This is a genomic window from Pelagibacterium mangrovi, assembly GCF_036662815.1.
Classification (GTDB): domain Bacteria; phylum Pseudomonadota; class Alphaproteobacteria; order Rhizobiales; family Devosiaceae; genus Pelagibacterium; species Pelagibacterium mangrovi.
This window is the reverse complement of record NZ_JBAFXA010000006.1, coordinates 201,586-215,179: the sequence shown is the minus strand read 5'-3', so window position 1 is coordinate 215,179 and position 13,594 is coordinate 201,586. Positions and strand designations below refer to the sequence as shown.

At 62.5% G+C, this 13,594-nt stretch carries 8 protein-coding genes; 3 read left to right on the top strand and 5 right to left on the bottom strand.

The features are described 5' to 3' along the window. Positions 1-74: 74 nt before the first annotated feature. Together V4T21_RS12220 and ilvD are read right to left on the bottom strand one after the other, a co-directional pair. Positions 75-1,025 carry a DMT family transporter gene (locus V4T21_RS12220; protein WP_332717082.1) on the bottom strand — a complete coding sequence of 317 codons (951 nt, stop codon included), beginning with the start codon at positions 1,023-1,025 and terminating at the stop codon, positions 75-77. A 59-nt stretch (positions 1,026-1,084) separates the two neighbouring features. Next, positions 1,085-2,929 (bottom strand): dihydroxy-acid dehydratase, encoded by a 1,845-nt coding sequence (gene ilvD, locus V4T21_RS12215; protein ID WP_332717080.1) that lies wholly within the window; start codon positions 2,927-2,929, stop codon positions 1,085-1,087. 271 nt (positions 2,930-3,200) lie between these two features. On the opposite strand from ilvD, the gene V4T21_RS12210 reads away from it, so the two are divergent. Continuing rightward, entirely contained in the window at positions 3,201-4,517 is a 1,317-nt protein-coding gene (locus V4T21_RS12210) for a PQQ-dependent sugar dehydrogenase (RefSeq protein WP_332717078.1), read from the top strand. A 57-nt stretch (positions 4,518-4,574) separates the two neighbouring features. Next, the gene (locus V4T21_RS12205; protein ID WP_332717075.1) at positions 4,575-6,218 is read left to right on the top strand and encodes an alpha-amylase family protein; all 1,644 of its coding nucleotides are present in this window, start codon (positions 4,575-4,577) and stop codon (positions 6,216-6,218) included. Here the strand turns inward: V4T21_RS12205 and V4T21_RS12200 are convergent. Beyond that, positions 6,193-9,096 (bottom strand): insulinase family protein, encoded by a 2,904-nt coding sequence (locus V4T21_RS12200; protein WP_332717073.1) that lies wholly within the window; start codon positions 9,094-9,096, stop codon positions 6,193-6,195. The genes V4T21_RS12205 and V4T21_RS12200 overlap by 26 nt on opposite strands. Before the next feature lie 73 nt (positions 9,097-9,169). After that, positions 9,170-10,684 carry an MFS transporter gene (locus V4T21_RS12195; RefSeq protein ID WP_332717071.1) on the bottom strand — a complete coding sequence of 505 codons (1,515 nt, stop codon included), beginning with the start codon at positions 10,682-10,684 and terminating at the stop codon, positions 9,170-9,172. Between the two features lie 70 nt (positions 10,685-10,754). Between V4T21_RS12195 and V4T21_RS12190 the strand changes: the two genes are divergently transcribed. Next, complete coding sequence (locus V4T21_RS12190) at positions 10,755-11,297, top strand: TetR/AcrR family transcriptional regulator (RefSeq protein WP_332717069.1); 543 nt, start codon at positions 10,755-10,757, stop codon at positions 11,295-11,297. 108 nt (positions 11,298-11,405) lie between these two features. Here the strand turns inward: V4T21_RS12190 and V4T21_RS12185 are convergent, their stop codons facing one another. Further along, positions 11,406-13,427, bottom strand: a complete 2,022-nt coding sequence (locus tag V4T21_RS12185) for a methyl-accepting chemotaxis protein (protein ID WP_332717066.1) — start codon at positions 13,425-13,427, stop codon at positions 11,406-11,408. Between the last annotated feature and the right edge of the window lie 167 nt (positions 13,428-13,594).

Sequence of the window (13,594 nt, the reverse complement as noted above, 5' to 3'; positions counted from 1 at the left end):
TCCAGGGTTCGAGAGAAGGAGCGACCTTATAGCGAAGAGATTTTGCTTCGCCAAGGCCCCGCCACCCATATTTGCTATTTTGCCGGCACCACATTCGTCCGTTGCTCGGCTTCCGTCGCCGAGGTCGGGCTCACCGAAGGCTTGGCCAGGGCCCGCTCGCGCAGCCAGATATAAAGCCCCGACCCGATGACGATCGGCCCGCCCACGAACAGCCACGCGGTGGGCGGCTGGGCGAAGATCAGCCAGCTCGAAAGCGTCATCCAGATGATCTGGCTATAGGCGAACGGCGCCAGAACCGAAGCGGGCGCGTAGCGATGCGCGATGATCGAAATCCAGTGCCCGATCATCGCCGTGGTGCCCACGCCCAGGAAAATGATCCACGCCCAGGGCCCCTCCGGCCATGTCCAGGCCATCACGGCGAACGGCAACAGGCAGACGGTTCCGACCAGTCCGGCATAAAGCTGGAGACTGTTGGTCGTCTCGGTCGCCGTCAGCATACGCGTGAGAATGAAATAGAACGCCGCCGAAATGATGCTGGCCAGCGAGAAGAACACCGCCCAGTGGAAATCCGCGTCCCAGGGCTGCACGACGATCAGGATGCCCACGAACCCGATGACGATGGCCAGCCAGCGCCGCCAGCCCACCTGCTCGCCCAGCATCGGCACCGAAAGCGCAGTGATCAGCAGCGGCATGCCGAACATGATCGAGGAGGTGAGGGTCAGCGGCAGATAAAGCACGGCGAAGAAATTGAACGCCGTCATCCCCAGCAGCCCCATCCCGCGTAGCACCTGCAAAACCGGTCGGCGCGTCTTGAAGCTGGCCAGCCCGTGCCGGGGAAGTAGCAATCCCGCCATGAAGGCAAATTGCAGCGCATAGCGCCCGAACGCCACCTGCTGGGGCGGCATGCCCGAAACCGCCATCCACTTGGCGCAGGTGTCGCAGATCGTAAAGAAGACGTAGGTGATGAGCACCAGTCCGATGGCGAACAGACGACGATCCTGATGCCCGGAGGCCGGACTGGACATATTCCGACTTTCTAAAAAACAGAAGCCGCCGCTCCAACGGAGCGGCGGAAAAGGCAGGGTTATTCGGGCAGGATGCGAACGGCGCCGCGGTCGGCGCTCGACGCGAAAGCGGCATAGGCCTTGAGCGCGGTCGTCACCTTGCGCTTGCGCGGCTCGACAGGCTTCCAGCCTGCTTCGCCCTTGGCGTCCATGGCAGCGCGGCGGCGCGCCATCTCGGCGTCCGAGACAAGCAAGTTGATGGTGCGGTTGGGAATGTCGATCTCGATGCTGTCGCCGGCTTCGACCAGCCCGATCGCCCCGCCATTGGCCGCTTCGGGCGAAACGTGGCCGATCGAAAGCCCCGAGGTGCCGCCCGAAAACCGCCCGTCGGTCAACAGCGCGCAGGCTTTGCCCAGCCCCTTCGATTTCAGATAGCTGGTGGGGTACAGCATTTCCTGCATGCCCGGCCCGCCCTTGGGCCCTTCATAGCGGATCACCACCACGTCGCCTTCCTTGACCTTACCGGTCAGGATGCCCGAAACCGCGTCGTCCTGGCTCTCATAGACCACGGCCTTGCCGGTGAATTTGAGGATCGATTCATCGACGCCCGCCGTCTTCACAACGCATCCGTCCAGCGCGATATTGCCCTTGAGCACCGCCAGCCCGCCATCCTTGGAAAAGGCGTGTTCGGCCGAACGGATCACGCCGTCCTTGCGGTCGAGGTCCAGTTCGGTCCAGCGGTTCTCGGTGGAGAAAGCCTGCGTGGTCCGCACGCCGCCGGGGGCGGCCATGAAGAACTGGCGCACGCTTTCCGAATTGGTGCGCGAAATGTCCCACCGATCCAGCGCATCGCCGATGGTCGCCGAATGGACGGTCGGCAATTCGCGATGCAGCAGATTGGCGCGGTCGAGCTGGCCGAGAATGCTCATGATGCCGCCGGCCCTGTGGACGTCTTCCATGTGCACGTCCTGCTTGGCCGGAGCGACCTTGCACAGCACCGGAACCTTGCGGCTGAGCTGGTCGATATCGTCCATCGTGAAATCGACATCGCCTTCATAGGCGGCGGCCAGGATGTGCAGCACGGTATTGGTCGAACCGCCCATGGCGATATCGAGCGCCATGGCGTTCTCGAACGCTTCCTTGGTGACGATCGAACGCGGCAGGACGCTTTCGTCGTCCTGTTCGTAATAACGGCGGGCCAGATCGACGATCAGATGCCCGGCTTCAAGGAACAGCCGCTTGCGGTCCGCATGGGTGGCCAGGGTCGAGCCGTTGCCGGGCAATGACAGGCCCAGCGCTTCGGTCAGGCAGTTCATCGAATTGGCCGTGAACATGCCCGAGCACGACCCGCAGGTGGGGCAGGCGGCTTCCTCGATGGCCTGAACTTCTTCGTCCGTGTAGCTGTCGTCGGCAGCGACCACCATGGCGTCCACGAGGTCGAGCGCCTGCAGCTTGTCGCGGTGGACCACCTTGCCCGCTTCCATCGGCCCGCCCGAAACGAAGACCACGGGAATGTTGAGCCGCATGGCGGCGTTGAGCATGCCCGGCGTGATCTTGTCGCAGTTCGAAATGCAGACCATGGCGTCGGCGCAGTGCGCGTTGACCATATATTCCACGCTGTCGGCGATGACCTCGCGGCTGGGCAGCGAATAGAGCATCCCGTCATGGCCCATGGCGATGCCGTCATCGACGGCGATGGTGTTGAATTCCTTGGCGACTCCGCCCGCGCGCTCGATCTCGCGCGCCACCATCTGCCCCAGATCCTTCAAATGCACGTGACCCGGCACGAACTGGGTGAAGGAGTTGACCACGGCGATGATCGGCTTGCCGAAATCGCCATCCTTCATGCCCGTCGCGCGCCAAAGCCCGCGCGCGCCAGCCATGTTGCGGCCGTGAGTGGTGGTTCTCGAACGATATGCAGGCATGAGGTAACCTATCGGTGCGAAGGTGATTTACGGTTCCGGCCGGTCATTTGGCCAATGGATGCTTCATGCCATCGGGGGCAGTCATCCTTGTCACCCCTATCTCTACGCCTCCGGCACGCCGATGTAAACACAAACCGTAACGCCCGGTACGGTTGTGTCCGGTTGCCGTTGGTCCATGATCGAGCAATAAGAAGAAGTCGGGACAAGAGCATTCCCCGCGACTCGGATAAAGCGGAAATGCTCTATCGTTGAAGCGGGCGCGGAGGATTTCATGTCGTCTTGGGTAATTGCACTGCTGGCGCTTATCGTGCTGGCCATCATCGTGGTGGGCGCGGGCCTGCTCTGGTGGAACACGCGGGTCAAACCCCAGACGCCGAGGTTCGGAACCTCGCCAGCCATCCCGGCGCCAAAACCGCAAGGGGCCATTCCCATGCTCAAGATGCCGACGGCGCGCGGCTGGCAGAATGGGGAAAAGCCCGGCGTCGCTTCCGGCCTCAAGGTCGCGCCCTTCGCCGAAAACCTCGAGCATCCGCGCTGGATCTACGTGCTGCCCAATGGCGACGTTCTGGTCGCGGAATCGGCCACCATCGCGCGCGATGTCCGCAGCTTCATGGATTTCGCCACCAACCGCACAATGAAGCGCGCCGGGGCCACTTATCCCAGCGCCAATCGGATTACCCTGCTGCGCGACAAAGATGGGGACGGCGTGCCCGAAGTGCGGGAAATTTTCCTCTCCGGCCTGCACCAGCCCTTCGGCATGGCGCTGGTCGGTTCGACCCTCTATGTCGGCAATTCCGATAGCGTCATGGCGTTTCCCTATGAGGAGGGCCAGACCCGGATTTCGGCGCCGGGCCGGACCATCTTCACAATGAAGGACGGCGGCCACTGGACGCGCAACCTCATCGCCAGCGCCGATGGCAAGAAGCTCTACGTCGCCATCGGGTCGCTTTCCAACATCGCCGATGAGGGGTTCGAGGCCGAGGAAGGCCGGGCCATGATCGTCGAAATCGATATCGAAACCGAAGAAAACCGGGTATTTGCCAGCGGCCTGCGCAATCCGGTCGGCATGGCATGGGAGCCCGAAGGGGGCATGCTCTGGACCGTGGTCAACGAGCGTGACGGGTTGGGCGACGAAACCCCGCCCGACTATCTGACCTCGGTTCGCGATGGTGGCTTTTACGGTTGGCCCTATGTCTATTGGGGCGATATCGTCGATGATCGCGTCCAGCCCCAAAAGCCCGATCTGATCGCAAAGACCGTCACTCCCGATTACGCGCTGGGCGGCCACACCGCGTCGCTGGGCCTTTGCTGGCACGATGGAAAATCCCTGCCCGGCCTGCCTGCCGGCATGGTCATCGGCCAGCACGGGTCCTGGAACCGCTCGAAACTCTCGGGCTACAAGGTGCTCCTCGTTCCCTTCGCGCAAGGCCGTCCGCTGGGCGAGCCGGTCGATCTTCTGACCGGCTTTCTCTCGGATGACGAAAAGTTCTCCAATGGCCGTCCGGTCGGGGTGACCATCGCCAGCGACGGCGCCCTGCTGGTCGCCGACGACGTGGGTCATGTCGTCTGGCGCGTGACGCCGGCTTAGTAGCCCCAAGGAACCAAGCCCAACCTCCATCGTTCCGAACCGATGAACGAGGTGAGGATGGTCATGGATGATTGGTGGAAGAACGCGGTCTTCTACGCGGTGGATGTCGAGCGGTTTTGCGATGGCAATGGCGATGGGGTCGGCGATTTTCCGGGGCTTGCGAGCAAGCTGCCCTATCTCGCCGATCTCGGCGTCACCTGCCTTTGGCTCCTTCCATTCTATCCGTCCACCAACCGCGACAATGGCTACGACGTCACCGATTATTTCGCGGTCGACCCGCGTTATGGCAGTTTCGACGATTTCATCGCCTTTATACGCGCGGCTGGAGAGCAGGGGATAAGAATCATCACCGATCTGGTGGTGCAGCACACCTCGATCGAGCATCCCTGGTTCCGCTCGGCGCGGCACGACAGGCAGTCCCCGTTCCGCGATTACTACATCTGGTCAGATCACCCGCCCGCCACCCCGCCGGGCCGGGGGCCGATGTTTCCGGGGGCCGAGACCGGCGTCTGGACCTATGACGAGCTCGCAGGCGCCTATTATCACCACCGGTTCTACGATTTTCAGCCCGGCCTCAACCACGAAAACCCCGCGGTTCGCAACGAGATAGAGCGGATCATCGACTTCTGGTGCAGCTTCGGGATTTCCGGCTTCCGGATCGACGCCGCCTCCCACCTGATCGAACGGCCCCTGCATCCCGACAAAGAGATCGACGTCACCCACGCCACCCTCCGTCACATCTATCAGCACACCACCAGCCGCAAGCCCGACGTGCTGCTGATGGGCGAAGTCGATGAAGATCCAGGACAATTGGCGTCCTTCTTCGACGGCGAACAGCTCAACATGATGTTCAATTTCTACCTCGACAATTATCTCCTGCTCGCCCTGGCGCGCGAGGACGCAGCCCCCGTGCACCACGCCATAAACTCCCTCCCGCGCCCGCCGGCCAACGGACAATGGGCCAATTTCCTGCGCAATCTCGACGAGGCCGATCTCGAACGGCTCGAAGAGGGGGAGATGGATGATGTGCTGGAAAAATTCGCGCCCCAAAAGACCATGCGGATTTACGGTCGCGGCATCAGGCGGCGGCTGGCGCCCATGTTCAAGGGCAATCGGGATCGGCTCAAAATGGCCTATTCCCTTTTGTTCTCAATGCCCGGCAGCCCGATCATCCCCTATGGCGACGAGATCGGCATGGGAGAAGACCTCGACCTGCCCGAGCGCGAGGCGGTGCGGACGGCGATGCAGTGGAGCGGGAGAAAGAATGGCGGGTTCTCGTCGGCCGCCGTGAGCAAGCTCGCCTTCAGGACAATTCCCGATGATGCCTATGGGTACAAGAAGGTGAATGTGGCCGATCAGCAGGGCGATTCAAAATCTTTGCTCAACCACATTAAACACTTGGCTCAACTCCGCATTCAATACCACGAACTTGGCACTGAACGGTGCGAGTTTATCGAGACCGGAAATGACGCGGTATTGGCCCATCGTTATGGGGCGGCGCAGAGCGGGATTTTGATGCTGCACAACCTCTCGGGAAAACCGCAAGCCGTTGACTTCCCTATCGATACCGCCCGCTACGGCCATCCCGAAGTGGTTCTGGGCGAAGGGGTGTTCAACCTCGAGGCCGGCCGCCTCGAGATTGAACTGGAGCCCTATGGCGTGCGATGGATCGCCGCTACAACACCTTGGAAACACTCATGAATCCATTGCGCTCGCGGTTGGCGGCGGTGATAGATTTCTCCGATCCCATAGCCACTACATGCCCATTGCGCGCCACCTCGTCGAGCAGGTCCGCAGCCCTCGAAAAATCGGCCTCCGAGGCCGACAAAACCTGATTTCTGCGGGTCTGGCGATAGGCGTCGGTGACCCCCGTGAGGGTGCGGACCAGCGCAGTAAATCCCTTGGCATCTGGCAGCATATACGGGTCCAGATCGCCGATTGTGCCGATGATCGACCGCTCTATATCGGCTTTACTGACACCTTTGCGCAAAAACGCCGGCGCGGCGTCATAAACGTCGAGCGTCGCCACCAGATTGGGGTCGCGATACGAGCCGAACGCGTAGGTATCCGAAAGGGGATTGAAGTTGGCGAAACCGCCATACGCACCCCCTTCCACGCGCACTTTGTCCCAGAGGTAGGAGGTGCCGAGGAACTTGGTGACCACCGACAGCGCCCCCGAAGGTTCGTGTCCCAGCGCCTTGAGGTTGACGCCCTTGGCGACATAGTTGACCTGCGCGGGAATGGTCAGTCCCTCATTGGAGGGATGGGGCAGGGGCGACCAGTCGGCGCGGGCGAAGTCCCGGCGTGGCAGGCCTTTGAGGAAGGCTTCGAGTTCGGCGGCGAAGGCAGGCCAGGCCGAACCGTCGGTCGTGACGTTGACGATGGCGGCGTTGGCGTTGATCAAATGGCTGCGAATGTCTTCGAGGGCCGAAAGGACCGAAGGCCAGTCGGTTTCGATGCGCTCGGCGAGGTCGCGCAGGAACAGGATCTGGGTGATGCCGCCGGTTTGCTCGCCCAGCCAGTCGGCTTCGTGAAGCGTCGAGCGCAGGCGGGCGAAGACGTATTGATGGCCGGCCGGAACGAGCGAGGCTTCCGAGCGCGCCTTGTCTTCGGCGACGATCTGGCGGATGCGGTCGCGATTATCGAGCCGGGCATCGGTCAATATGTCGTTGACGATGGCCAGCATCTCGCCGGTCTTTTCGGTCACCGCTTTGCCGCGCACCAGAAGATAGGCGGCGGCTTCATCGCTACCGAGAATGGGAGAGGTGATGCGCGAAACCGCGACGCCCCCCGTCGAGCGCCCGATGCGCTGGGTGAGGGCGACGAAATCCTCAGTGCTGGTGCCGGTCTGCTTTAAAGCCCGCGAGAAGATCGGGAGATAGGGGAGCAGATCGCGCGGCAGCGTCTTCAGATCGAAGCCGAGATCGAAATAGACGATGCCATTGGTGGCGAGGTCGTGAAAGAGCGTGCGCACGCCTTCGACGGCCAGTTCCTCGGTGGGGATTGTCGCCCCTTCACGCGGCAGGTCGGCGACCGTGAGGGTGGGAATGCGCGCAAGATTTTCAGGCTTGTCGGGAGCGTTCTGGAGCGCCTTTAGCTTTTTGGTCGTGTCGACGGCGGCGGCCAATTCATTGTCGTTCATGGCGGCGCGGACGGCATCGAGGCGAGCCCGCTCGGCGGTCTCTTCGCGTTCGGCCTGTTCGGGGTCGGGACGCAGGACGAGCGTGGTGCGGTGGGTGTTGTCGAGCAGATGGGTGCGGATCATCGCTTCGATGACTTTTTCACCCGAAGCGATGCGGGATTTGAGCGCTTCGAGGGCCTGCTCGAACCGCAGGCCGTCGATGGGATCGCGACCATAGAGCCAATTGCCGAGCGCGCCGAAGAAATAGGCGATGCCGCGCGGATAGCCGCCGGTGTTTCGCTCGCGCAGCTCGAATTCGAGGGAGTTCAAGGTCGCTTCGATGGTGGCATCGTCGATACCGTGCTCGGCGAGCCGGGCGAGGGTATTGAGTATAAGCGTCTCGATCTTGTCCGCATCACCGGCATTGGCATTGCGCAGGCCGAAATTGAGCGCCGGCTGGGCGATTTCGAGGGCGGTGGAAATCACCGCTTCGCCCAGCCCAGATTCGGTCAGGGCCTTGTGCAAGGGGGCGGCAGAATTGCCGACAAGGGCGCGGCGCATGACGGTGCGCGCTAGCTGCTCCTCGATATCGTCGGTCGCCTCGAGCATCCAGTTGAGGGTGACGAAGGTCGAGCGCGGATTTTCGGTATCGGAAGGATAGGTTTTTTCAACGCGGCGCGGCTCGGCGAACTTCGGCTGGGGCGCGATGGCCGGCGCCTTTTCGCCGCGCTCGAAGCGTGAGAGGACCTGATCGAGAAGGTCGAGGCGCTTTGCCGGATCGTCGTCGCCATAGAAAATGATCTGGGCATTGGACGGATGATAATAACGCGTGTGAAAGGCCTTGAACTGCTCATAGGTGAGATCGGACATCACGCGCGGATCGCCACCCGAATAATTGGAATAGACAGTATCGGGGAACAGCGACTGGAGCGCGTAGGCGTGGTTGACCTGATCGGGGGAGCTCATGGCGCCCTTCATTTCGTTGAAAACCACGCCCTTGAAGATCATCGGCTCGGCGGGGTTTTCGACCTCGTAATGCCAGCCTTCCTGCTCGAACGTCTCGCGGCTGAGAAGGGGAAAGAAAACGGCGTCGAGATAGACTTCGGTGAGGTTGTAGAAATCGGCAAGGTTCTGGCTGGCCACCGGATAGACGGTTTTATCCGGGAAGGTCATGGCGTTCAAAAAGGTGTGGAGCGAGCCCTTGAGCATTTCCACGAAAGGCTTCTTGACCGGGAATTTTTCCGATCCGCACAAAACGGAATGTTCGAGAATGTGCGGCAGGCCGGTGGAATCCTCGGGAGGCGTGGCAAAGGAGACACCGAATACCTTGTTCTCGTCGTCATTGATGAGCGAGAGCACTTCCGCCCCGGTCCTTTTGTGCCGGTAATGGCGCGCCAGCGCGCTGACCTCGGGGACCTGTTCTTCGGCGATGAGGTCATAGGCGGGGTGATTGGGCATGGCGGGCTCCTCTTTGGCGGGACGTGTTCGTAACATTTAGGTGGCGGGCGTGTCCTTGCCAAGGCGCCGCCGCTCAGTGAGCGGCAGCCGAGGTGTTTGCGGCGCGATAACCGCGCAGGGCGAAGAACACCGCCACCGAAAGCAGCGCAATGGCCGTCGCGGCGACGAGCAGCACGATGGCATGGGCGTCGGTAAAGGCGGTGCGGCCCGCTTCGGCCAGAGCCGCGCCGTCGGCGCCGAGCCGTTCGGCGGCGATCATGGTTTCGCCTATCGAGTTGGCGGCGCCGGCCTCCACACGGTCGGCCAAAGCCCCCGGAATGCTGATGGCGCTGGCATAGACCGAGGATAGCAGCACGCCGAAAATCGAGATGCCCAGACCGGCGCCCAATTCATAGCCCGTGCCTTCCAGCGCCCCTGCTGACCCGGCCTTTGCGGCAGGCGCGCTGCTCATGATAGCGATGGACGAGGCGGTGAGCCCCACGCTGAGCGAGAAGCCAAGCGTCACCATAAAGATGATCACCTCCCAGCCGGCGTTGTGAAAATCGCTCAACCCCAGCCCCGCAAGGCTGGCGGCTGCGACCAGCAGGGAGAGCGCGGCGACGGACCGGAGCCCGATAACGGCGGTGATGTAGCCGGCAATGGGGCCGCCGAGGGCCGAGGCGATGACCAGCGGCATCATGAACAGGCCCGCTTCGAGCGGCGAGCGACCGACCACGAACTGGAGCTCCTGGGCGATGGTCAACTCGACCCCGGCCAGCGCCCCGGACACGACGACCGCCATGGCGATGCCCACGGTAACGGCCGGCATGGCGAACAGGGACAGGTCCAGCATGGGTTCGGGCGCGCGCATCTGCTGGCGGACGAACCAGGCGAGCAAGGCAAGGCCGGCGACAAGGCTGGCGCCCGTAACCAGCGGGTCGCTGGCGGGCTTGAAGCCCGACTTCATGGCATAGACCGTGGCAATGAGGCCAGCGATCAACACAAGGGCCTGGCCAATGCTCCATTTGCCCCGCCCCTGAGGCGCGCGGCGCGGCACGGTGAAATAGGCCAGCGGCCAGACGATCAGCATGACGGGCACGTTGATGAGGAACACCGAACCCCACCAGAAATGCTCGAGCAGAAACCCGCCTGCCAGGGGACCGATGGCCGCGCCGGCGGCGCCGATGGTGCCCCAGAGGCCCAGCGCGATGCCGAGTTCCTTTTCGTCCTCGAAGGTTTGGCGGATGATGGCCAGGATGTTGGGCATGATCATCGAAGCACCCACGGCGAGGAACACCCGCGCGCCGATCAGCGCGGCGGCCGATGGCGCGAAAGCGGCGGCAACCGAGGCGAAAAGGAACACCACGAGGCCGGTGAGCAGCATGCGGCGGTGGCCGATCCGGTCGGCCAGCGTGCCCATGGGCACGAGCAGGCCCGCCATCATCAGCGGATAGATGTCGATGATCCAGAGGATTTCCGTGCCCGTCGCGCCCAGCGCCAGGGTGAGCGAGGGGATCGCGATGTGCAGGATGGTCATATCGATGACCACGGGCGTGAAGGCCAGCATCACGGCAACCAGCACGAGCCACCGATTGTTGGGGGCAGACATGAGTTTCTCAATTTGCGTTGTATGAGAAGGCGATATATAAATCCGTCTAGACGGATTGAAAAGGGGTGAAATGGGCAGACGGCAAACTATCGACCGGGATGCATTGCTGGACGCGGCCGAGCGCGTGGTGGAGCGGGAGGGGGCGGCTCAGCTGACCATCGACGCCGTGGCTGCCGAGGCGGGAGTTTCCAAGGGCGGGGTGCTTTATGCCTTCCCCACCAAGGACGCACTGATCGACGCCATGTTTAACCGCGTCTTCGCGGCGGTGGACCGGATCGCCGAGGACGTGATCGCAAGGTCGGGCGATACGCCGGAGAGCCGAATTCGGGGGCACATCGAAGGTAGCCGGGATGCCGATACCCTCATGACCGAGCGCAGCATCGCGCTGATCGTCAATTTCATGCGCTCGCCGCGATATCGTGCGGGAGCCTCGGAATATTACGCCAAGCTGCTGAGTGAGTTGGACACATCGACGCCACGGGGCAGGAAGACACGGCTGGCGCTGCTGGCCTGCGAGGGGGCGTTCCTGCTACGGGGGTTCGATTTCCACCCCCTGAGCGAGGAAGACTGGCGGGGTATCCATGACGATATTCTGGAAATGTTGTTGGGGTGATTGGGGGGATGATCCGCAACGCTGCTGGCGGTGCGGGAGGGGTTGGACGCGTCGCTTCACGTTGACCTGAAAAAGGGCGCCGATGGGCGCCCTTTTTTGCAGGTTCGATCAGAATTCGGACCAATCGTCCTTGATGGCCGCGTTGCCGTGGCTGAGATAGGTCTTGGCAGCGGCGCGGACCTTTTGTTGCAGCCCCTTGATGCCCGGGGCACGGGCCTCGGCGGACTGGCGGGTGTCGGCGAGGGTGAACACGTCCACCACGCGGTCGAGCTCGGTTGCCTGACGCTCGGTTTGCTCGATCGAGGCGTTGATTTCCTCGACCAACGCCGCGTTGTGCTGGGTCATCTCGTCCATCTGGCGGACGGCGACGTTGACCTGCTCGATGGCCGAGGCCTGTTCGCGGCTGTCGCCGGCGATGCCGTCCATCAGTTCGCTCGTGGCGCGGATCGAATCCAGCATGGCGGTGAGCTTGCCGGCGGCTTCGGCGACGAGCCTGGTGCCGGCATTGACCTCGACGGCGCTCTGGTCGATCAGCGCCTTGACTTCGCTCGAGGCCTCCGCCGAGGACTGGGCGAGGCGGCGCACTTCCACGGCGACCACGGCGAAGCCCTTGCCGGCTTCCCCGGCGCGAGCCGCTTCGACCGAGGCGTTCAGCGCCAAAAGATTGGTCTGGAAGGCGATGTCGTCGATCATGCCGATGATGTTGGAAATCTTGGCCGACGAGGTGGTGATGCGCTCCATGGCGACGTTGGCATTGGCCATGACCTGGCCGCCCTCTTCGGCCGAACGCGAGACGCTGCCGGCCTTTTCGCTGGCAGCGCCGGCCTTTTTGGCATTGTCGACCACGGTGGTGGCGAGCTGTTCCATCGCGGCTGAGGTTTCCTCGATGGTCGCGGCCTGCTTGATGGTGCGTTCCGAGAGGTCGTTGGCGCCCGAGAGGATTTCGCCGGTGGCGAGTTTGAGGGCATTCGAGGTTTCGCGAAGCTGGCCGACGATCTCGGCAAGCTTGTCGCCGACCGAGTTGATGTCGGATTTGAGCGTTGCGAACGCGCCCTGGTATTGGCCTTCCATGCGGCGAGTGAGGTCGGTATTGGCGAGGGCGCCGAGCACCTGGCTGGTTTCGTCGAGACCTTCGTGGACGGTTCCGACCAGCGTATTGACCGAGCCGGCCAGCGCATTGAGTTCGGCGTCGGGGAATTTGGCCGGGACGCGCTTGGAGAAATCGCCGGCGATGGCGGCATCGACAACGTCGCCGAAAGCCTCCTGAAGCTCGGCCATCATTTCGGTGCGGGCTTGCTGATCGTGGATGATGCGGGCGGCTTCGGCCTCGGTCATCTCGGTGACCTTCTTGCCGTTGTCGCGGAACACTTCGACGGAGCGGGCCATGGTGCCCAACTCGTCGGCGCGGTCGGTGCCGCCGATTTCGACGTCGAAATCGCCATCGGCAATCTGGACCATCTGGGCGTTGAGCGTGTTGATGGGCTTTGTGAGACTGCGCGACAGCATCCAGCCGGCGATCGAAAGGAAGGCGATGATCGCAAGGGCGATGCCGCCGCTGGTGATCAGATTGTTCTGGTAGATGGCGTCGATATCGGTTTGGAGGACCCCGGTCCCGATGGCCCAGCCCCAGGGGGCGTAGTTTTCGACATAGGAGAGCTTGTCCACCTCGCCCAGCGAGGCGTTGGCGTCGTAGCCGAAGGTGGTGAAGATCGAGCCATCGAGGCGGGCGCCATCGGTGTATTCCTCGATGAAGCGCTTGCCGCGCGAGTCCGTGCGGTCGCGCATATAGGTGTCGACAACGTCGGGGTTCTGGTTGACCACCATGATGTAGTCATGGGTGATGGCAAAGACGTAGTCGTCGCCCGAATAGCTGACGGCGGTGAGCGCGGCCTTGGCCTGCGTCTGCGCCTCTTCGAGCGTCATTTCGCCTGCCTCGACGCGCGCGTTGAAGCTGTCGAGCATGGAAACGCTCGCCTGGACGACGCTCTGGATTTCCTGCTTTTTGAGCTCGATCAGATTGGAATGGGTAGTGGAAAGCTGGAAGCTCGCGAGCGCGACGAAGCCGACGACAAACATTACGAGCAAAAACGACATGCGGCGGCCGATGCTGCCGGTGACGATCTTGAGCATAGTCAAACTCTACTAAAGGGCCGTGTGCCGGCTCCGGACGATAATTAGAGTTCGACTGATCTCCTCGAGCGTTGGTGTCTCAAGAACGGCCCGCCGAACCCAGCGAGCCTCCCCCGTGCGGCAAACTGGAGTAACTTCGTTAAATTAGAGAGAACGGGAGAGGAGCC

Bases quoted from the DNA above. Each gene is read 5' to 3' on its own strand.
- V4T21_RS12220 (WP_332717082.1), bottom strand. From the start codon at position 1,025: ATGTCCAGTCCGGCCTCCGGGCATCAGGATCGTCGTCTGTTCGCCATC.
- ilvD (WP_332717080.1), bottom strand. From the start codon at position 2,929: ATGCCTGCATATCGTTCGAGAACCACCACTCACGGCCGCAACATGGCT.
- V4T21_RS12210 (WP_332717078.1), top strand. From the start codon at position 3,201: ATGTCGTCTTGGGTAATTGCACTGCTGGCGCTTATCGTGCTGGCCATC.
- V4T21_RS12205 (WP_332717075.1), top strand. From the start codon at position 4,575: ATGGTCATGGATGATTGGTGGAAGAACGCGGTCTTCTACGCGGTGGAT.
- V4T21_RS12200 (WP_332717073.1), bottom strand. From the start codon at position 9,096: ATGCCCAATCACCCCGCCTATGACCTCATCGCCGAAGAACAGGTCCCC.
- V4T21_RS12195 (WP_332717071.1), bottom strand. From the start codon at position 10,684: ATGTCTGCCCCCAACAATCGGTGGCTCGTGCTGGTTGCCGTGATGCTG.
- V4T21_RS12190 (WP_332717069.1), top strand. From the start codon at position 10,755: ATGGGCAGACGGCAAACTATCGACCGGGATGCATTGCTGGACGCGGCC.
- V4T21_RS12185 (WP_332717066.1), bottom strand. From the start codon at position 13,427: ATGCTCAAGATCGTCACCGGCAGCATCGGCCGCCGCATGTCGTTTTTG.